The sequence below is a fragment of the Collinsella sp. HCP3S3_D1 genome (assembly GCF_052064015.1).
Classification (GTDB): domain Bacteria; phylum Actinomycetota; class Coriobacteriia; order Coriobacteriales; family Coriobacteriaceae; genus Collinsella.
The window spans coordinates 40,696-59,422 of the sequence record NZ_JBQHWK010000003.1 but is presented as its reverse complement, the minus strand read 5'-3'; the positions used below and the strand labels follow the sequence as shown (position 1 = coordinate 59,422).

The window sequence follows — 18,727 nt, the reverse complement described above, 5'->3', positions numbered from 1 at the left end:
TAGTCAATTCGGGATGGCTGTCCCTTGCCGCTACGACGCCAGCGTGGCGATGACGGCTTTGTCGCCGGCGTATATATGGGTGTTGCCGTCGGGGATGATCGTTTGGCCGTCGCGCTTGAGCATCACGACGATAAAGGGGTGCTTGCCTTGTGGCACGTCGCGCAGGCGCTGGCCGGCCAGACGCCCGTGGGGAGTCACGGTGACCTCGCGCAGCGTAACCTCGGCACGCTCTTCAAACGTCGGGGCAGCCATCACCAACAGGTCACCTTCCTTGATCACAGTATCCCCGTTGGGAAGTACCGGATGTGCACCGTCGCGCAGCACCAGGACGACGAGCATGTTCGTAGCGTTGCCAATATCGGCAAGCGAGCGCCCGGCAAACGGATGCCCCGCGCCAACCTTGAGCTTAACAAACGACATGCCGTCCTCGTCGCGGTAGTCGTTAAACGTGCGGCGTACATCGCCGGCCGCATCGATCATGTCGAGCTTTTTCGCCACCGCCGGCAGCAGCGAGCCCTGCACCACAATGCTCGACACGGCAATCACAAAGACCAGGTCAAACAGGTCATGTCCACCGGGAACGCCGGCCACCACGGCAAAGAGGCTAAAGACGACCGAAGCCGCGCCGCGTAGGCCCGCCCAGCTTACGAGCGCTACCTGGCGAGGGTTTGTCTTAAAGGGCGCCAGGAGCAGACCGACGGCGATGGGGCGGCTCACGAAGAGCATAAACGCCATGAGCGCCAGGCCCGGTAGTAGCATTTGCGGCAGGCGCGCGGGCGTCACGAGCAGCCCGAGCAAAAAGAAGATGGTCATTTCGGCCATCTCGGTGAGGGTGTCAAAGAAGTGCGCCAGCTCGACCTTACCGGTGATGTCGCTCGCACCCAGCACAATGCCGGCAAGGTACACGGCTAAAAAGCCGTTGCCGCCCAGATAGCTCGGCAGCGCGTAGGCGACGATCGCCACGGCGAACAAAAAGATGGTCTGCGCGCCCTCGGCTGTTGCGTGTGCGCGCTCGATCAAGCGGCCCGATGCCCAGCCGATGACAAGGCCCAGGCCCACACCCAGGATGATCTGCTTGGCGAGCAGCACAGGGATGTTAATGTCGCCGCCCGCCGCGAGCGTGGCGAGTACCGCGGTGAGCATGTAAGCGACGGGGTCGTTGGAGCCCGATTCGACCTCGAGCAGCGAGTCGGTGCCACCTCTCAGCGACAGACTGTGCTCGCGCAGCACGCTAAAGACGCTCGCTGCGTCGGTCGACGCCACGACCGAGCCCAGCAGCAGGCCGCCGATCCAGTCGAAGCCCAGTGCGAAGTGCGCAAAGGCGCCGGTGATGCCGGCGGTGACGACGACGCCGAGCGTGCTCAGCAGCACCGCGGGCACGGCGACAGGTTTGGCGCGGTCGATGTTGGTGTTAAAGCCGCCGTAGAACATGATGAACAGCAGCGCCGTGCTGCAGACGGTTTCGGTGAGCGCATAGTCGCTAAAGTCGATGTGCGCCGGCCCGTTGACGCCCAGCAGCATGCCCAGCGCGATAAAGATGAGCAGGGTGGGGAAGGGGAGCTTTTTGCCGACGGGTTTGATGGTCAGGCACAAAATGATGACGAGGCCTATAAAGAGAAGTATCTGGTTCATGGATAGTGTCCGCTCCTGGGAGGTTGGCGTGGCACGGTCAGTTATCTGCGGTTATTTGTACCCAAAGATGGTGGGTTATGGGGGTGGATTGCGGGCGTGCGCATTTTCGACACGAGGCTGCGGCGTGTGCGACGTTGGTCGGGAATCAGCTGCCGGCGGTGCACCGTGAACTGCGCGCCCGGGCGTGCGGCTGCTAACGACCGTTGGCGACGCGGGGCTCTTCCCAGCTTTATTGCAACGGAGTACAATGGGTAACGTTTAAGTTCAACTTGAAGTTTTAGTTGTGGCTCCGGGCTTCGGCCGTAATGCAGGGAAAGGCGTTCCATGGCGATCTATGTGACATCCGATGCTCACGGGCACGTGCGCGCGCTGGACGAGGCCCTTTCCAAGATCTCGCTAACGTCCGACGACACGCTGTACGTGCTGGGCGACATGATCGATCGCGGTCCCGATCCGGTCGGCGTCATCAACTTGGTGCGATCGCTGCCCAACGCTCGCGTGCTTAAGGGTAACCACGAGCAGATTATGCTCGACGCGATCATTGGCCAGGACCCGCTCGATGCCGAGACCTGGGACATCAACGGCGGTTGGACCACGCGCCAGCAGCTCAACGATATGGAGTTTGAGGCATACGAGGAGCTGGTGCGCTGGGCTGCCGCCCTGCCACTCTATGCGGTGGCAGAGACTGCCGAGCGTCCGTATCTGCTGGTGCACGCCGGCATTCAGGCCGAGGCAGCGCGTGCGTTTTTGCTTGAGCATGGTGTTGATTGCGGTGACGGCAGGGGAGCGGTCGATGCCGATAGCGAGTTGCTGCAGCAAATGCTCGCCGTGCAGTCGTCCGATGACTTGCTCTGGATTCGCCATGGCTATTGGGATGCCCCGACGGGGCTGCTATCTGCCGAGGGCAAGGGTCCGGTCGTGGTGAGCGGCCACACGCCAACGGTGTCGCTCGGGCGTTATTGCGAGGTGGGCGGCCTGGCAGGGCTCGACGAGGAGTCGGGCCGCGGGCAGATGGTGCGCTTGGGCGGTGAGGATACCGCCGGTGTTCCCGACCGTATCGACATCGACTGCGCCGCCGCCACCGGCTCCGAGTTCGGCCGCGTAGGCATTCTGCGCCTGGACGATGGGGCGGAGTTCTATGCAAATATTCTCCCCGGCGAATAATCGGTGCAAAGGGTAGCTAATTTGGGACGGGGCTTTTTTGACTACTTTTGCCCTTCTGCCCATCAAATGATTTTTCTGGGACGGGGATTACATAATCATTTGGCTGCCCGCTGGCTAAGTGAGTAGGCTTTTTTGGAAATGCCGAGCACCCAACATGTTTGCTTCAACAAAACCGCAAGTCACAGGCTTGTGCTTTGTCGGTGTGGTCGGGGATTCGGTAAAAGTCTACTCACTTAGTTTTGCGTGATGCATATTGTCCGCGACGAGACCCCAGCCGGGGTGATTCCATCGCAAATTCCGGTGACCGGGGCAGCCAATTAGGCGCCGTACGGGTTGCGGGCTCGTTCTATGCGCTGGCGAATGTGGGCGTACTCGACAATCAACAGCACCAGCAGTAGGGCCATAACCGCCAGGTAGCTCACGACGGCACCCATCAGCCCCAGTAGGTTGATGAGGATCATCGGGAGCACCACGCTCACGGCAAAGCAAATGAGGTAGATCTTGGTGACATCGCCGGCGTGGCGCAGCACTGTGATAATGGCGTAGATAAAATCGATGGCTGCGGTGATGCCGCCGGCGACGACCATCAGCAGCGCCAATGTGCGGTAGCGCTCAAAGTTGAGGCCGTACATAAAGCTCATAAGGGGAATGCCGGGGCCTGCCATAAACGCGGCGCATGCGCCAGTGAAACCCAAGATCAGCGCCATGACGGCGACAATAATTAAGTCAAAGCGGCGACGCTTGCGCGGGTTAGCCCAAATGCTCGACAAACGCAAGAGCTGCGGTTTATAGATAAAACCAATGCTCAGCAAAATGGCCTGCGCCGGAAAGAATAGGGCATTAAAATACAGCTGATATTTGTAGGCCAGCGTGCCTTCCATCACAAACTTGGGCATGCTCTCGATAAGGTTGAACAAAAAGAGCGCGCCAAAGAGCGGGGCACACTGCGCAAAAAGGCGGCCGACTTCGCGTATGCTCACGCGACGCGATTTTTCGGTTTCGAGCAGGGCGAGCGGGGCGGTGACCAGCACAAGCGAGGCGATTGCTGTGACACCCATGGCCATGGCCGCGATGGGCATGCTGCGCGTGAGGAACAGTGCCGCGCTAAAGACCGCGATGACGCCGACGGAGCGCAGCGTTTGGCTCATGCCGGCCAAATAGAGCTTGTCGGCCTGCTGCAGGCGGCCCTCGTACACGTCGGCGATGCCGTCGATCACCTTATAGAGGTAGACGCCCAGGCCGATCGTCGCCATCTGCGCGTCATAGCCGCGGGCGCTGCTGTACATGAGGCCGCATCCTAGGGCGAGAGCTCCGCAAAGCCAGCGGTTGAGCTGGTAGGAGGCAAAGGACGTCTTCTCGTCGATGTCCGAGACCTGAAAATTGCGCACGCCGTAGTTGCACGCGATCATGATGAGCGTGCCGGTGACAAAGGCGATGGAGAACTTGCCGGCTTCTTCGGCGCCCACAAGCTGCGTAGACACGATAGTGAACAGCGGAAACGCCATGCCCCACACGGCGGTGCCGAGGGTATTCCAAAGGTAGTCGCGACGGGTGGCGTGCTCCTCGTATTCGGCTTCCTGCATGGAGAAACCGCCGCCGTAGACGGCGCCGAGCAGGCGGTTCCACCAGGCGTTGGCCACGCGGTGGATGGGGCCGGGCTGGCGATCGCGCTCGCGCCGACGACGCGTGGCTTGGTCGCTATTTGGCCCGCCGGCGTTACGCTGGCTTAGCTCCTGGATGCGCGCGAGCTCCTCGGCGGTGTGCGAGGCGGGGAACAGGCCGTTCTCGATGCGTCCGCCCTGTCCGTGCGCCCCGCCCGATACAGCGGGGTTGGCGATGCCGTTGCGGCGGGCGATGGCGCGGCGGATGCTATCGAGGGGCGAGATGCTCAAGGCGGGTCCTTTCTATTGCTGCGTTCTAGTATAGACGCGACGGTGTCACTCATGTTTTTGAACGGATTGTTCAATATTTTCGGGGGGCGGCAGTAAATTGTCGGTGAGCGTGCGGTATCCTGTTGAAGTTATGTGACACCCCGATGCCGCCCGCGCGGCACCAAGGAGCTTCTACCTATGGACGTCGCCGCATTCTTGCTGGCTCTTGTGCCGATCATTTGGCTTGTCGTGATGCTGCTGTGCTTTAAATGGCCAGCTTGGAAAGCCGCCATCGGATCGTTTGTCCTTTCGTGCGTGCTTGCCTTCGCATGGTGGCACCTGCCGGCAGCACAGATCGCGACTGCCTCGCTCGAAGGCTTTTTGATGGCCCTGTGGCCCATCGTTTTGGTAATCATCGCCGCGGTGTTCACGTATAACCTGTGCGTTCGCACGGGCGCCATGGACGTGATCGGCAGCATGATCACCTCCATCAGCAGCGATCGCCGTCTGCTGGCGCTGCTTGTGGCCTGGTGCTTTGGTGGCTTTATGGAGGGCATGGCCGGTTTTGGCACCGCCGTTGCTATTCCCGCCGGCATGCTCGCGGGCCTGGGCTTTGAGGCCGTGCCCGCCGTGCTCATCTGTCTGCTGGCCAACGGCGTGCCCACGCCCTACGGCTCCATTGGCATTCCCACGGTGTCCGTTGCCGGTCTGGTGGGCCTGGACCCGCTGCATTTGGCGACCGTTCAGATGGTGCAGTTGGCGCCTTTCTTTGTGGTGATGCCGCTGTTTATCGTGCTGGTTGCGGGTCGTGTCGCCGATGACCAGGGTAATGTTGCGGGCGTTGCCGAGCGCCTGAACGGCGTGGCGGGCATCGCCGTGCTCTCCGGCGTGTCCTTTGCCGGTGCGGCTCTTGTCGTTGCTATGTTTGTGGGTCCCGAGCTTGCCGTCGTCGTCGGTTCCATCGTTTCGCTCGCGCTGACAGCTGCGCTTGCCATGCGTGCCGAGAAGTCGGGGCATCTGGACGCACGCTTCCACATGAATATCGAGGCCGGCGAGCAGCTCACCGCTAAGTCGGCGCTTTCGGCTTGGTCGTGCTTCATCCTGATCTTTGTGCTGCTGTTGGGAACGTCTAACCTGGTGCCTGCCGTGCATGCTGCGCTCGCACCGTTTGCGAGCCAGGTGCAGGTGTATTGCGGCGAGAACCCCGGCACGCTCACGTTTTCGTGGATCAACACGCCGGGCGTCTGGATTTTCCTGGCGGCGTTTGTCGGCGGCGCCATTCAGGGTGCTTCGCCGCGCTTGATGGGCAAGGTACTGGCCGCGACCGTCAAGCAGATGATGCCGACGGTCATTACCATGCTTTCGGTTCTGGGCTGTGCCAAGGTTATGGGCTATGCGGGCATGATCTCTTCGATCAGCGCGTTTTGCATTGCGGTCGCCGGTGGCCTGTACCCGATTCTGGCTCCGTGGATCGGCGCGGTCGGTGCGTTCGTGACCGGTTCGGGCACGTCTTCTGGCATGCTGTTTGGTCCCATCCAGAGCCAGGCTGCCACCGCGCTGGGCGTGAGCGACTACTGGATGGTCGCGCTGAACGCGCTTGGCGTCGCCGCCGGCAAGATGATCTCGCCGCAGACGCTTGCCATCGGCCTGGCCGCCGTGCACGTGCGCGGCAGGGATGCCGAGCTCCTGGGCGCGGTCCTGCCCTACGCCGCCGGCATGCTGATCCTTATGAGCGCCATCGCCATGCTCGGCCAAGGCTTGCCGCTATAGTTGGCACTTAGGGACGTTCCTTTTGTGCTGGCATCCGGGGACACTCCTTGAATGTTGCCTGTTCAAGAGTGTCCCCAACGACTCGTCGTTTAAGAACGTCCCCAATGACTACCCAATGACTAGGCCGCTTGCCTGGGATTTTTGACCGTTGGGCGGGCTTGCCGCCCTTGCCGCAAAAAACGTTTTTGCATATCGGGTACAACGAACTTTACGTGAGTAAAGTGCGCGCCGCGCCCGCGTGACGCGCTTTTAAAGGAGGCCCCATGCCTGGTGTTACCCCTGCAGAAGTTCTGTCCAACTTTGGTATTACGCTGGTCGAAGATCCCGCCGAGAATCAGCCGCGTCTGCTGGTCGATCTACCTGCTGCGGAGCTCGTCGAGCACGCCATCCGCCGTGAAGAGGGCCGCATGGCATCCAACGGCGCGCTGGTAATCGAGACGGGGGAGCGCACCGGCCGTTCTCCCAACGACCGCTTTATCGTTGACACCCCCGATGTTCACGACAAGATCGCCTGGGGCGCCGTCAACCGCCCGCTTTCGATTGAGAGCTACGAGGCCATCAAGGCCGGCATTGTCGACTATCTCAACGAGCGCGATGTGTTCGTCACCCGCGGCATGGCCGGTGCCGACCGCAACCACACGCGTCGCCTGCTCGTTGCCTGCGAGCGCGCGAGCCAGGCGCTCTTCATTAAGCAGATGCTCGCCCGTCCGCTCGCTCGCGAAATTGCGCGCACCGGCGAGCCGGACTTTTGCGTGCTCGCGGCACCCGGGTACCAGTGCGACCCCGCCATCAAGGGCCTCAACTCCAGCGCCGCCGTGGTCATCAACTTCCAGGAACGCGTGATTCTGGTTGCCGGCACCGGCTACTCCGGTGAGATTAAAAAGTCCATCTTCAGCGTCATGAATTACCTGCTGCCCGTCGAGGACGATGTGCTGCCCATGCATTGCTCGGCCAGCATGGATCCCGTCACGCACGAGACCGCCGTGTTCTTTGGCCTGTCCGGCACCGGCAAGACCACGCTTTCGGCCAATCCCACGCGCCTGCTGATCGGCGACGACGAGCACGGTTGGTCCGACATGGGCATCTTCAACATCGAGGGCGGCTGCTACGCCAAGTGCGAGGGCCTGGACGAGTTTCACGAGCCCGAGATCTTCAATGCCGTTCGCTTTGGCGCGATCTGCGAAAACGTGGTGCTCGACGAGAACCGCAAGCCCAACTACGATGACGTCTCGATCACGCACAACACGCGCGTTGCCTATCCCGTCGAGCATATCCCCAACGCGTGGACCAAGGGCATGGGCACCACCCCGAGCGTCGTGCTGTTTTTGACCTGCGATGCCTTTGGCGTGCTGCCGCCTATCTCGCGCCTGACGGCCGATGCCGCCATGTATCACTTTGTGACGGGCTTCACCGCCAAGATCCCCGGTACCGAGGTCGGCGTCACCGAGCCCACGCCTACGTTCTCCTCGCTGTTCGGAGAGCCGTTTATGCCGCTCGACCCCATGGTCTATGCCAAGATGCTCGGCGAGCGTATCGCCGACGGTCGCACCCGCGTCTATCTGCTCAACACCGGCTGGATTGGCGGCGGTTATGGCGTGGGCCATCGTATCGAGCTTGCCTACACGCGCGCCCTGGTCGCACGCGCCCTCGACGGTACCATCGAGGACAGCGAGTTCTTGCACGACGATATCTTTAATGTCGATATTCCCACCACGTGCCACGGTGTGCCGGACGGCATCCTGGTGCCGCGCCAGTACTGGCAGAGCACAGCGCGCTACGACGAGGCCGCGCACAACCTGGCGGTGATGTTCGAGGAGAACTTCGAGAAGAAGTACTCGCACCTGCCCGAGTCCGTCAAGGCCGCCGGCCCGCACGCTCAGGTGTCCGCCGAGGCCCGTCATCGCGGCCGCGGCCTGCTGGGACTCCGCCACTAGCGTCGCCTTGAGTCCATATCCACCACAAAGAGGCAGGCGCCTTTGTGGTGGTTTTGCTCGTGTGGATGACTCGGGTTACAATGCGCCTGACATATCGTCCCCTTCTCCGGATGGGGACAGCGTAAGCGCTCTTGTGACGGCACCGTAGGACTTTGAAGGTGGCCGTTGTAGGGGCGCTTTTTGTTTAGGCGCTCGCGTTGGCGCGAATTGCGAAAGGAGCACGTATGAAGAGCTTTGTTGCCGATGATTCATTTTGGGAGCTATTTCCACAGGCGGCGGTCGGCGTCGTAGTCGTAAAGGGCATGAAGCCCGCGGCTACGATTCCTCAAGAGGACGTGGACGCGATTGCGGCGCTGCTCGATCGCGCCAATATCGATGCGGAGCGTCATCTGACAAGCGATACCATCAGCGAGAACGCGCCGGTCAAGGCTTGGCGCGAGGCCTATCGCCTGTTCAAGACTAAAAAGGGCGCCCGCTGCTCGATCGAGAACTTGCTCAAGCGCGTGCTCAAGGGCAAGCCGGTCGGTCATATCACACCGGCGGTGGATATTTACAACACGGTGTCGCTGACCTACGCGCTGCCCGTGGGAGGCGAGGATTTGCACGCGATTGAGGGAGACCTTCGCTTGAAGGTGACCGACGGTGGCGATGCGTTCCTGCCGCTTGGCGAGGAGGCGGATGATCCGACGCTGCCCGGCGAGCTCGCCTACATCGATGATGCGGGTGCCGTGTGCCGCTGCTGGAACTGGCGCGACGGCGTTCGAACGGCTCTGTCCGACGATTCTGCCGATGCGTTCCTGGCGATTGAGTGTGTTGAGCCCGAGCGAATGGGGGACTGTCAGGCCGCGATCGATCGCTTAGCCGAGCTGCTTGAGCGCTATCTGGGAGCGACGGTTGTCGTCAAGACGCTTGTGACCCGCGACAATCCCTGCGTGGAGCTGTAGCGGCGCCTAGAACCTTTTGATGCCCCAAACCACCACAAAGGTGCTGTCCCCTTTGTGGTGGTTTTTATGTTGATGAGTTAACAATTGGGATATTTGGGTACGGGGGTTCGGGCATGCGGCTAAGATGTTTACCCGTTAGCATCATGTAAGCGAAAGGCGGTCGTCTCCCATGCAGCAGAACGACGAGACACGTTTTGAGGACTTTGTCGGACTGATTAGCGGGCTCTACAAGGAGATCCAGCGCATTAAGGCATCTGAGGGCGCAAGGCTGGGCCTTAAGGGTTCCGATATCATGTGCCTGTACTATCTTGAGCGCAGCAAGGATGGCCTGACTGGTGCCGACCTCGCCCGCATGGCAGGCGTGACCCGCGCTGCCGTCTCGCGCACGCTGGCGCATCTGGAAGAGGGCGGCTACGTCGAGGTCGACGATTCGGGCGATGCCGCCGTTAAGTATCGTGCCCCGGTTCGCCTGACCACGTTGGGCGGCGAGAGCATGAATGAGGCCGATCGCATTATTCGCGAGGTGCTCGACGCCACCGGCAAGGCCATGGGTGTGGAGCAGCGCGAGCAGATGTACGCGTCGCTGCGTACGATTCTCGACACCCTGCGCGAGCTGTAGGGCCGCCTGGGCATTTGCTTCCCATTAACAACTGCATCGTCCCGTTTGAGCGCGTATACCGTGCCGGGGCATTGCTGTCAAAATTCCCTGCGCGGGACCTGCGCAAGAAAGGATTCGCTATGTCCGTCCGCATTATTACCGATTCCGCAAGCGATATGTCGCCGGCGGAGCACCCGGCACTGGCTGTTTTGCCACTGTCCGTTACCTTTGGCACCGATGTGTACATGGATGGCGTCGACATCGATCACCAGCGCTTTTACGAGATGCTCGTGGAGCGCGATGAGCTGCCCAAGACCGGTCAGGTCAACCCGTACGCGTTTTCGCAGGCTATCGCCGAGGTTCGTGAGGCCGGCGATGAGGCCGTGATTATTACCGTGGGCGCTAAGCTTTCCGGCACCAATCAGAGTGCGCGCACCGCTCTTGCCGAGGCCCCGGGCGGCGATGTGTTCGTGGTAGACAGCAACAACGTCACCTTGGGCGAGCGCGTGCTGGTCGAGTATGCCCTGCGCTTGGTGGACGAGGGCCGTGGCGCTGCCCAGATCGCGGCGGCGGTCGAGGCCGTGCGCGACCGCGTGGTGGTTATCGGCCTGCTCGAGACGCTGGAGTACCTGGTGCGCGGCGGTCGCCTGTCTGCTGCGGCCGGCGCTGTGGGTACGCTGCTCAACGTAAAGCCCGTGGTGGCTGCCGAGGACGGTCTGATCGTGCAGCTGGGCAAGGCGCGCGGTTCCAAGAACGGTCGCAACCTGCTGAACCAAAAGGTCGAAAAGGCGGGCGGCGTCGACTTTTCCATGCCGCTGGCGCTCGGCTATACGGGCCTTTCGGATGCGGTGCTCAAGAAGTATATCGAGGACAGCGCCGCGCTGTGGGCTGGCCACACCGAGGGCGAGCTGCCCGTTCACACCATCGGCGCCACCATCGGCACCCATGTAGGCCCCGGTGCCGTAGCCGTAGCCTTCTTCCAGCCTGCCAACTAACCGACCTGCCAAAAAGGGACAGGTTTATTTTGGCAGGTTTTATCTGGGCAAACGCTACCTGCCATGCCATGTGATCCCTCGGCGATGACGGGGTTGCGGACCATCGGCCGCACGGAGGCCGCAAATGATCCGCAACCCTGCCGTCCCCGAGGGATCATTTGATTTATGCTGTTGCGGGAGCAAAGGAGCATCGATGGCGTCTGAGGGCTTTTTTGAGCGGGTGTACGAGGTAGTCGAGCAGATCCCTGAGGGGATGGTTGCCACGTACGGCCAGGTGGCGCTGCTCGCCGGCCGTCCACGAAGTGCGCGGTACGTGGGCTATGCGCTGCACGGCAATCCGCGCCCTGGTCAGATTCCCTGCCATCGTGTGGTGTTTGCCGATGGCAGCATTTGCGAGGGCTTTGCGTTTGGCGGCCCCGATGCTCAGCGCGAACTTCTGCTGGGGGAGGGCGTGACGTTTGTCGACCCCATGCACGTCGACTTGGCCGCCTGTCGCTGGCCAGCAGGGCTCTAGCGGCTCTGCCGTGGTCAAAACCACCACAAAGGTGGCTGTCCTCTTTGTGGCGGAACGCTGGCTCCATTGATGTTTCCCCAGATAAAACCTGCCAAAATAAACCTGTCCCTAATTGGCAGGTTTAACGCGGTTAACTTATGCAGAAGGTGTGGCGGCGCGGTTTGATACGGCAGAGTAAACTATGGTGAACTATATTGTATGCAGCAACGGAGCAGGCCATAGGCGATGAAAAAGCCTGCCCTGTTGAGTTTGATTCGCATTCCTCCCCTCTGTGCGATTCAACGGTGTACTTCGGGAACGGGCCCGCCGGCTGCCATGGTCGGCGGGCGCTTTCCTGTAAGCATGGGGCAAACCCATCAGGTCTGTTATCCCATAATGAGGTACTGACGTTTGGTTTTAGGGGGGCACTAACTTTGATTGTTAGTCCCGCTTACAGCAACCGATCTTGGTAAATCCCTGCGGCGCTTCTTCGCCTGCGGGGATTCTTGGGCTGTCGCTTCCCAGATATGCTTCTACATGCCGCGCGAACGCTTGCCACGACCACTCGTCTTTATCGGCCTCAAGCCGATCGGGAGAAATCGCGTTGAACAGGCACGTTGGAATCTCGTGCTCGTGCAGATTCTTAGCGATACACGGTGTGCAGCCCTTCTCGTGGTTGACAGGGTTAAATGGGCATTTCCGGTCGTTGCAGGTACAAAACGCAACTGAGCTCATGGGACTCCTTCTGGTCGGTCGGGTCTGCCGTAAAAGCTGCCGCATGTTAAACAATAGGGTGTCATTGCTTAACAGGATATAGCCTCAAGGTGCTTGCGACTTAGGGGTTCTGCCAAGCGGCTGAATATCTCGGCGACCGACCTCTGAAGAAAACAAAACCGCCGCAACGAGGATTGTGCCAATCGCGGCGGTTTAGTTTGAGTGTTGTTTATTGCTCTCGACTAGTACACCATGCCCATGGCGTCCTGAACCTCTGCCAGCGTCTGCTCGGCAATCTCGTTGGCACGACGGTTGCCCTCGTGCAGGACGTCCTTCACATAGTCCAGGTCGTTCTCGTAGCGCTGGCGACGCTCGCGGATCGGTGCGAAGTACCCGTTGACGGCCTCGGTCACGTACTTCTTGAGTTGGCCAGAGCCGCCCATGCCAATCTCCTCGGCAATCTCGACCTCGGAACGGCCGGTGCAGATGGCGGCGGTCGAAAGCAGGCCGGACACGCCGGGGCGGTTCTCGGGATCAAACGTAATCATGCGCTCGGAGTCGGTCTGGCTCTTCTTGATGCGCTTGGCCGTCTCCTCGGCGGTCATCGAGATATTGATGGCGTTGCCGTAGCTCTTGCTCATCTTGCGGCCGTCCAGGCCGGGCAGCAGCGGGGTCTCGGACAGCAGCGCGTCGACCTCGGGGAACACCTTGCCGTAGCGGTTGTTAAAGCGGCGGGCGATGGTACGGGTGAGCTCGATGTGCGGCAACTGGTCGCGACCGACGGGCACAACGTTACCCTTGCAGAACAGGATGTCGCAGGCTTGGTGTACCGGATAGGTGAGCAAAAGGCCGGTGAGCTCGTGGCCCGAGGCCTCCATCTCGGCCTTGACGGTGGGGTTGCGCGCCAGCTCGGCCTCGGAGACCAGCGACAGGAACGGCAGCATGAGCTGGTTGGCGGCGGGCACGGCGGAGTGCGTGTAGATCATGGTCTTGTCGGGGTCGATACCGCAGGCAAGGTAGTCCATGACCATGTTATACACGTTGTCCTGGATGTGCTCGGTGGTGTCGCGGTCGGTGATGACCTGGTAGTCGGCAATGAGCACGTTGGTCTTGGCGCCCATATTCTGCAACTCCACGCGGCCCTTGAGGGTGCCAAAGTAGTGGCCTAGGTGCAGACGGCCGGTGGGGCGGTCGCCGGTGAGCATGGTGAACTTCTCGGGCGTCTTGGCCAGGCCCTCGCGAATGGCGTTGCTCTTTTGCAGCGCGACTTCGTAGCTGTTCTCGTTTGGCATGATTGCTCCTAACGTATGTTCATGGGTCAAGATGATAACGCGTTTATTGAGAGGGGCGGGCGAAAGTGGGCAAGGGGGTGGTAAGGCGAGACATGCGTGCCGCTTGTGGCGCGGTCACGAGCGGCCGACGGTAAGCAGAACAACCTTCTGCAGCAAACCTTAATGCCTGTGGTGGCGCTCTCCCTTACGCTCCTCGGCCGCTTGCTCCTCCTGCTTAAAGGCGGGGTCGTCGGGGGTTATCAGCTCGTCTTCGTGCGTGCGCTTGTTGTAATGGTGACGTAGCACGGGCTCAAACAGGTGTAGGTGCTTGGCGAAGGCTGCCGAGCCAATGCCAAGGACGGTAAAGATGAGCACGCGCATGGGGACTTCGACCTGGTTGATGGCGGCCGCACCGGCCGAAAGCAGGACACACCAGGCATAGATAAGCAGCACAGCCTGCTTTTGGTTATAGCCCTCTTGAATGAGGCGGTGGTGGATGTGGCCTTTGTCGGCCTGCCCAATGCTAATGTGGGCGCGCTTGCGGCGCACGATGGCGCTAAACGTGTCGATGATGGGCACACCGGCAACGATGAGCGGAATGATAAGCGAGGTGAGCGCGGCAGTGCGGCTCACATTAAGCAGCGAAATGGAGCCCAGCGCAAAGCCCAGCAGCAGCGACCCCGAGTCGCCCAGAAAGATGCTCGCGGGGTTGAAGTTGTAGCGCAAGAAGGCCAGGCAGGCGCCAAACAACGCGATGGAGAGCGCGGCGGCATCGATGCGGCCCGAGAGAACGGCCATCGAGAACATCGTGAACGATGCGATGCCGCAGATGCCTGTGGCCAGGCCATCGAGGCCGTCGATAAGGTTGATAATGTTGGTGAACGCCACCAGGTAGACCACGGTGATGGGATAGGCGAGCCAGCCGAGCATAATCTCGCCGGGGGCAACCGGGTTGACGATGACGCCGATTTTTAGGCCACCCACGCAGGCGATGAGCGCGGCGAGGACCTGGCCGGCGAGCTTTTGCTTGGGCTTAAGCTGGAAGACGTCGTCGATCGCGCCGGTCGCAAAAATGACGGTAAAAGAAAGCGCCAGCATGGGGTAGCTAATGTGCAGGCGCGGATGCGGGACCAAGACGGGCGGCCAGCCCAGATGCCAGGTGCCCATAATCTGAACGATGCAGGCAACGACCAGGCCCAAAAAGACCGCCGTACCTCCCAAGCGCGGGATGGGCTTGGTGTTGATACGGCGTTTTGAAGGATAGTCAACGGCGTCGAGCTTAATTGCCAGACGTTTAACCAGGGGCACCGTGAGGAAGGTCGTGATATATGCCGCGGCTGCCACGCAAAGGAACGGTATGTAGCTCGTGGATGAAGCCATGTATCAAAAACCGCCAAGCGTCGAAGGAAAAGGTCAAAGGATGCCATGCCGCAAAGGGTATAGCTGACCCATGATACTCGACCAAAGGGGGTGCGGGGAATCGCGCCGATCGATAATCACGCGCTTACCAGATATTGGGATGGTGGCGGGGGTTCTGCCGAGTGCCGTTGGGTGTCATACGGGATCTGCGATGGCTATTTTTGGCAAAAACGGCAAAAGAAAACCACCCCCCACGTTACGAAAATGAACCCACCTAAAACAGGTGGGTGCCCTCATCGACCGTTCCAGCGTCCTTAACAACGAAGGATACCTGTACTACGTACGACTGTGTGGGCTCCCTAAATAAACGCGACGGTTCACCCAGTTGCTCCGCGGGGGGCGGAATACCTACATCATAAAGCGACACTTTATCGATTCCAGTCTTGACATTACAAAAATCGTGTCGGACGATTACGGCGCCTTGGGCTCGAGCCGTCTGCGCGGTTAGTCCTTTTGCGTTTGAGCTGCTGAATCGTTGTTTTGGAGCATGTTTTTATGCCGACGTCGTTGACCGAACTTTTTTCGCCCGCCTGCCATTTGTGTCCGCGGCGTTGCGGTGCGGCGCGCGATGAGGGTGCGCGCGGCGTATGCGGTGCTAACGACACACTCAAGGTGGCCCGTGCGGCGCTTCATATGTGGGAGGAGCCGCCTATCTCGGGCGAGGCCGGTTCGGGCACGATCTTCTTTAGCGGCTGCTCGCTCAAATGCGTCTATTGCCAGAACCACGAGATCTCGACGGGCAATTTTGGGCTTGAGATTATGCCCGAGCGCCTGGTCGAGATTATGCTGGAGCTGCAGGACCAGGGCGCGAACAATATTAACTTGGTGACGGCGACGCACTACGCGCACCTGCTGCCAGCTGCGATTGCCGCGGCACGGGCGCGCGGACTGGTCATCCCAATCGTCTACAACACAAGCGGTTATGAGCGCGCGAGTGCCGTGGCGGCGCTCGGCGATCTGGTCGATGTGTGGCTTACCGACTTTAAATATGCCGATGCGGGGCTTGCGCAGTCGCTCTCTCATATTCAGGACTACCCGCGTGTGGCCGTGTCGGGTTTGGCGCAAATGGCGCGCGAGATTGAGCGCCGTGGGGGAGAGCTGGTGGACGAGGACGGGCTCATGAAACGCGGCATGATCGTTCGTCACCTGGTGTTGCCGGGGCATGCGGACGATTCGTGTCGCGTGCTAGACCTGGTGTGGCAGACGGTGGGTGATGTGCCGATCTCGGTCATGAACCAGTACACGCCCAACGCGCTCATGCGCGAGCAGGGCGGCGACTTGGCGCGAGCCGTGACGCGCGAGGAGTACGAGCGGGTGCTCGACCATGCCGACGACCTGGGCTTTACGACGATGTTCTGGCAAGAGGGCGGCGCGGTAGACGAGAGCTTTACCCCAGCGTTCGACACCACTGGCGTCCTCACCAGCGCAAAGTAGCTCTTTTGAGCAGTCTTTTTGGGACGGGGCTATTTTAGCTGCCCCTGCCGTTAATCGTCCAAATCGTTTTCGCTATCTGCCTGGGTAGCTAAAATAGCCCCGTCCCAAAAAGACTGCTCCCGGTGGGGGTCGAGCTACCATCCGAAAAGTAGTCAAAAAAGCCCCGTCCCAAAAAGACTGGTTATTGGGCGTTGACAGTTGGCGAGCCGTAGGTAAAATATCAACTTGTCCTGGGGACGTAGCTCAGTTGGGAGAGCGCTGCCGTCGCATGGCAGAGGCCGAGGGTTCGACTCCCTTCGTCTCCACCCTTGGATTTGATAAGCCGTCGACATTGTGTCGGCGGCTTTTTTTAAAAAGAAAGGGCTGCACCATGGCCGAGCTTGAGTCCCAACCATTGTCTGACGAGGAGCGCGCCGAGTTGGAAGAGCTCCGCGCCGAGAAGGCCCGTCGCGAGGAGCAGGAAAAGGCTCGTCGCGAGCGAGAGGAGCTGGCCGCCCTGCGCGCCGAGCATGCGAAGGCCGAGGAGGCTGCCGCGAGCGCCGCATCCGAGCGCAAGCCCGCGCCCGCGCCCAGGCCCGCTGCTGCGAAGCTTGCGCCTGCTGCACCCAAGCCTCAGCCTAAGAAAGCCACTCGTCCCAAGCCCGTCGATTCCAAGCCGAGCCGTGACGAGATGACGTTTGCCCAGCGCATGGTCACTTCCAAGGAGCCCACGGCCGAGGGCGAGATCCCCGGTATGGCCCCGGCTCAAAAGATCATCATCGCGCTCGCCTTGGTCGCGTTTGTCGTCTTTATGGGCTACACGATCATGACCAGCATGGGCCTGCTCTAACCGATTTGCATCGGGCGTCATGTCCGCATGCTCTGCTCTCGTCCAACCCTCAACCTCTGCACAACGCATCCGAAAGGTCGCCCCATGGCTTTGACCGACATCTCGCATCCCACCGACATCGCAATGCTCACCGATCTGTACGAGCTCACTATGGCCCAGGGCCTGTGGGAGAGCGGCAAGGCCAATGAGCAGGGCTGTTTTACGGCGTTTTACCGTGACCATCCGTTTGGCAGCGCCTATGCCGTCATGTGCGGCACCGCCGAGCTGCCCGAGCTGGTCGAGAACCTGCGCTTTACGCCCGAGGACATCGACTACCTCGCATCGCTCCAGGCCCCGGCCGGCGGCGCGATGTTCAAGCCCGAATTCCTCGACTACCTGCGTGATTTTCGTGCGCATGTAAACATCGACGCCGTCCCCGAGGGCGAGCTCGTCTTTCCGCGCGAGCCCATGGTGCGCGTCACCGGCCCCGCGCTTGAGTGCCAGCTGCTCGAGACGGCGCTGCTCAACATCGTCGGCTTCCAGACGCTTGTCGCCACCAAGACGGCGCGCGTGGTGTTGGCGGCGGACGGCCGTCCCGTGGCCGAGTTTGGCCTGCGCCGCGCCCAGGGTCCCGATGGCGGTCTGGCCGTCGCGCGCGCGAGCTACGTTGCCGGCTGTTCCTCTACGTCCAATGTGCTCGCCGGTCGCCGCTACGGTATTCCCGTCTTTGGCACGCATGCGCACAGCTGGGTGATGAGCTTCGATTCCGAGCTCGAGGCTTTCCGTGCCTTTGCCAAGTCGAGCCCCAAGAACTGCACGCTGCTCATTGACACTTACGACGTGCGCGAGGGCTGCGAGCATGCCATTACGGTTGCCAAGGAGATGGAGGCGGTGGGCGAGCGTCTGTCGGCCATTCGCATCGATTCCGGCGACCTCGCCAAGCTGTCCAAGTATGTCCGCGGCCGTTTTGATGCCGAGGGCTTGCCCTATGTGGGGATCTCGGTTTCCAACGATCTGGATGAATACACGATTCAGTCGCTGCTTGACCAGGGCGCGCCCATCGATAGCTTTGGCGTGGGCACTAAGCTCGCGACCTGCTACGACCAACCGGCGCTGGGCGGCGTGTATAAGCTTTCCGCCCGCCGTGCGAGCGAGACGGACCCGTGGACTCCGGTGGTCAAGCTCTCCGAGCAGCCCTACAAGCGCACGATTCCGGGCGTGCAGCGCGTGCGCCGCTATTACGACGGCTTTGGCGGCCCGGTCTGCGACATGATCTATGACGAGGACCATCTGGCGGGGGAGGGCGCCGCGCGCGGCAATACCCTCGTGGCCGTGAACGATGCCGCCCTGGTGACCGACGTGTCCGAGCTTGAGTATCGCGAGCTGCTGGCGCCGATCGTGCGCGACGGCAGCGCTGTTGCCCCGCGCGAGAGCATCGAGGCCGCACGCGAGCGTTGCGCTTGGGCGCTGGACCATCTGGATCCGGTCTACAAGCGCTTCCTGTACCCGCAGACCTATGTGGTGGGCATGGAGCAGGGCCTGGCGCAGGTGCGTGACGAGCTCGTGCGCAAGAACATGGCCGCGGCTTCTGCCTTCCCCTGGGCTCGCTAATTTTGTTGGGTGTAGGGTGGAATTACGTTCCCTCGGCCGTCAGCTCGCCCGAACCCTCAACAGTTGATT

15 protein-coding genes and 1 tRNA gene are annotated in these 18,727 nt (G+C 61.1%); 11 read left to right on the top strand and 5 right to left on the bottom strand.

All coding sequences use genetic code 11. The features are described 5' to 3' along the window. Positions 1-30: 30 nt before the first annotated feature. Positions 31-1,632, bottom strand: coding sequence for a potassium/proton antiporter (locus ACTNDJ_RS01550; RefSeq protein ID WP_441083220.1), 1,602 nt, complete (start codon positions 1,630-1,632; stop codon positions 31-33). A gap of 324 nt (positions 1,633-1,956) precedes the next feature. Between ACTNDJ_RS01550 and ACTNDJ_RS01545 the strand changes: the two genes are divergently transcribed. After that, positions 1,957-2,796, top strand: coding sequence for a metallophosphoesterase (locus ACTNDJ_RS01545; protein WP_441063056.1), 840 nt, complete (start codon positions 1,957-1,959; stop codon positions 2,794-2,796). Positions 2,797-3,113: 317 nt separating this feature from the next. Here the strand turns inward: ACTNDJ_RS01545 and ACTNDJ_RS01540 are convergent, their stop codons facing one another. Further along, positions 3,114-4,688, bottom strand: coding sequence for a lipopolysaccharide biosynthesis protein (locus ACTNDJ_RS01540; RefSeq protein ID WP_441083219.1), 1,575 nt, complete (start codon positions 4,686-4,688; stop codon positions 3,114-3,116). Positions 4,689-4,865: 177 nt separating this feature from the next. Between ACTNDJ_RS01540 and ACTNDJ_RS01535 the strand changes: the two genes are divergently transcribed. The 6 genes from ACTNDJ_RS01535 (at position 4,866) to ACTNDJ_RS01510 (ending at position 11,422) form a co-directional block, all read left to right on the top strand. After that, on the top strand, positions 4,866-6,437 hold the full coding sequence (locus tag ACTNDJ_RS01535) for an L-lactate permease (protein ID WP_441083218.1): 1,572 nt from the start codon (positions 4,866-4,868) through the stop codon (positions 6,435-6,437). A gap of 263 nt (positions 6,438-6,700) precedes the next feature. Further along, positions 6,701-8,371 (top strand): phosphoenolpyruvate carboxykinase (ATP), encoded by a 1,671-nt coding sequence (gene pckA / locus ACTNDJ_RS01530; protein WP_427719537.1) that lies wholly within the window; start codon positions 6,701-6,703, stop codon positions 8,369-8,371. A gap of 224 nt (positions 8,372-8,595) precedes the next feature. Next, positions 8,596-9,315, top strand: coding sequence for a B3/B4 domain-containing protein (locus tag ACTNDJ_RS01525; protein WP_441083217.1), 720 nt, complete (start codon positions 8,596-8,598; stop codon positions 9,313-9,315). A 169-nt stretch (positions 9,316-9,484) separates the two neighbouring features. After that, positions 9,485-9,934 carry a MarR family winged helix-turn-helix transcriptional regulator gene (locus ACTNDJ_RS01520; protein WP_154515655.1) on the top strand — a complete coding sequence of 150 codons (450 nt, stop codon included), beginning with the start codon at positions 9,485-9,487 and terminating at the stop codon, positions 9,932-9,934. A gap of 119 nt (positions 9,935-10,053) precedes the next feature. Then, positions 10,054-10,908 (top strand): DegV family protein, encoded by an 855-nt coding sequence (locus tag ACTNDJ_RS01515; protein ID WP_427727967.1) that lies wholly within the window; start codon positions 10,054-10,056, stop codon positions 10,906-10,908. 193 nt (positions 10,909-11,101) lie between these two features. Beyond that, positions 11,102-11,422 carry an MGMT family protein gene (locus tag ACTNDJ_RS01510; protein ID WP_441083216.1) on the top strand — a complete coding sequence of 107 codons (321 nt, stop codon included), beginning with the start codon at positions 11,102-11,104 and terminating at the stop codon, positions 11,420-11,422. A gap of 420 nt (positions 11,423-11,842) precedes the next feature. Here ACTNDJ_RS01510 and ACTNDJ_RS01505 read toward each other — a convergent pair whose 3' ends face one another. The 3 genes from ACTNDJ_RS01505 to ACTNDJ_RS01495 form a co-directional block, all read right to left on the bottom strand. Next, a complete protein-coding gene (locus tag ACTNDJ_RS01505; RefSeq protein WP_195838532.1) occupies positions 11,843-12,136 on the bottom strand; it encodes a DUF6485 family protein in 294 nt (97 codons plus the stop codon). A gap of 221 nt (positions 12,137-12,357) precedes the next feature. Beyond that, positions 12,358-13,407: a tryptophan--tRNA ligase gene (gene trpS / locus ACTNDJ_RS01500; RefSeq protein ID WP_427794591.1), complete on the bottom strand. Its 1,050-nt coding sequence runs from the start codon at positions 13,405-13,407 to the stop codon at positions 12,358-12,360. A 159-nt stretch (positions 13,408-13,566) separates the two neighbouring features. After that, positions 13,567-14,766, bottom strand: a complete 1,200-nt coding sequence (locus ACTNDJ_RS01495; protein WP_441014800.1) for an MraY family glycosyltransferase — start codon at positions 14,764-14,766, stop codon at positions 13,567-13,569. Positions 14,767-15,300: 534 nt separating this feature from the next. Here ACTNDJ_RS01495 and ACTNDJ_RS01490 point away from each other — a divergent pair. From ACTNDJ_RS01490 to ACTNDJ_RS01475, 4 genes are all read left to right on the top strand, one after another. Continuing rightward, positions 15,301-16,239 (top strand): radical SAM protein, encoded by a 939-nt coding sequence (locus ACTNDJ_RS01490; protein ID WP_441083215.1) that lies wholly within the window; start codon positions 15,301-15,303, stop codon positions 16,237-16,239. A 232-nt stretch (positions 16,240-16,471) separates the two neighbouring features. Then, positions 16,472-16,544 (top strand) — tRNA-Ala (locus tag ACTNDJ_RS01485). A 65-nt stretch (positions 16,545-16,609) separates the two neighbouring features. Next, the gene (locus ACTNDJ_RS01480) at positions 16,610-17,068 is read left to right on the top strand and encodes a hypothetical protein (protein ID WP_441083214.1); all 459 of its coding nucleotides are present in this window, start codon (positions 16,610-16,612) and stop codon (positions 17,066-17,068) included. 84 nt (positions 17,069-17,152) lie between these two features. Beyond that, a complete protein-coding gene (locus ACTNDJ_RS01475) occupies positions 17,153-18,658 on the top strand; it encodes a nicotinate phosphoribosyltransferase (RefSeq protein WP_441083213.1) in 1,506 nt (501 codons plus the stop codon). Positions 18,659-18,727: the final 69 nt, after the last annotated feature.

Bases quoted from the DNA above. Each gene is read 5' to 3' on its own strand.
- ACTNDJ_RS01535 (WP_441083218.1), top strand. From the start codon at position 4,866: ATGGACGTCGCCGCATTCTTGCTGGCTCTTGTGCCGATCATTTGGCTT.
- ACTNDJ_RS01480 (WP_441083214.1), top strand. From the start codon at position 16,610: ATGGCCGAGCTTGAGTCCCAACCATTGTCTGACGAGGAGCGCGCCGAG.
- ACTNDJ_RS01520 (WP_154515655.1), top strand. From the start codon at position 9,485: ATGCAGCAGAACGACGAGACACGTTTTGAGGACTTTGTCGGACTGATT.
- ACTNDJ_RS01510 (WP_441083216.1), top strand. From the start codon at position 11,102: ATGGCGTCTGAGGGCTTTTTTGAGCGGGTGTACGAGGTAGTCGAGCAG.
- pckA (WP_427719537.1), top strand. From the start codon at position 6,701: ATGCCTGGTGTTACCCCTGCAGAAGTTCTGTCCAACTTTGGTATTACG.
- ACTNDJ_RS01505 (WP_195838532.1), bottom strand. From the start codon at position 12,136: ATGAGCTCAGTTGCGTTTTGTACCTGCAACGACCGGAAATGCCCATTT.
- ACTNDJ_RS01495 (WP_441014800.1), bottom strand. From the start codon at position 14,766: ATGGCTTCATCCACGAGCTACATACCGTTCCTTTGCGTGGCAGCCGCG.
- ACTNDJ_RS01490 (WP_441083215.1), top strand. From the start codon at position 15,301: ATGCCGACGTCGTTGACCGAACTTTTTTCGCCCGCCTGCCATTTGTGT.
- ACTNDJ_RS01515 (WP_427727967.1), top strand. From the start codon at position 10,054: ATGTCCGTCCGCATTATTACCGATTCCGCAAGCGATATGTCGCCGGCG.
- ACTNDJ_RS01550 (WP_441083220.1), bottom strand. From the start codon at position 1,632: ATGAACCAGATACTTCTCTTTATAGGCCTCGTCATCATTTTGTGCCTG.
- trpS (WP_427794591.1), bottom strand. From the start codon at position 13,407: ATGCCAAACGAGAACAGCTACGAAGTCGCGCTGCAAAAGAGCAACGCC.
- ACTNDJ_RS01475 (WP_441083213.1), top strand. From the start codon at position 17,153: ATGGCTTTGACCGACATCTCGCATCCCACCGACATCGCAATGCTCACC.
- ACTNDJ_RS01545 (WP_441063056.1), top strand. From the start codon at position 1,957: ATGGCGATCTATGTGACATCCGATGCTCACGGGCACGTGCGCGCGCTG.
- ACTNDJ_RS01525 (WP_441083217.1), top strand. From the start codon at position 8,596: ATGAAGAGCTTTGTTGCCGATGATTCATTTTGGGAGCTATTTCCACAG.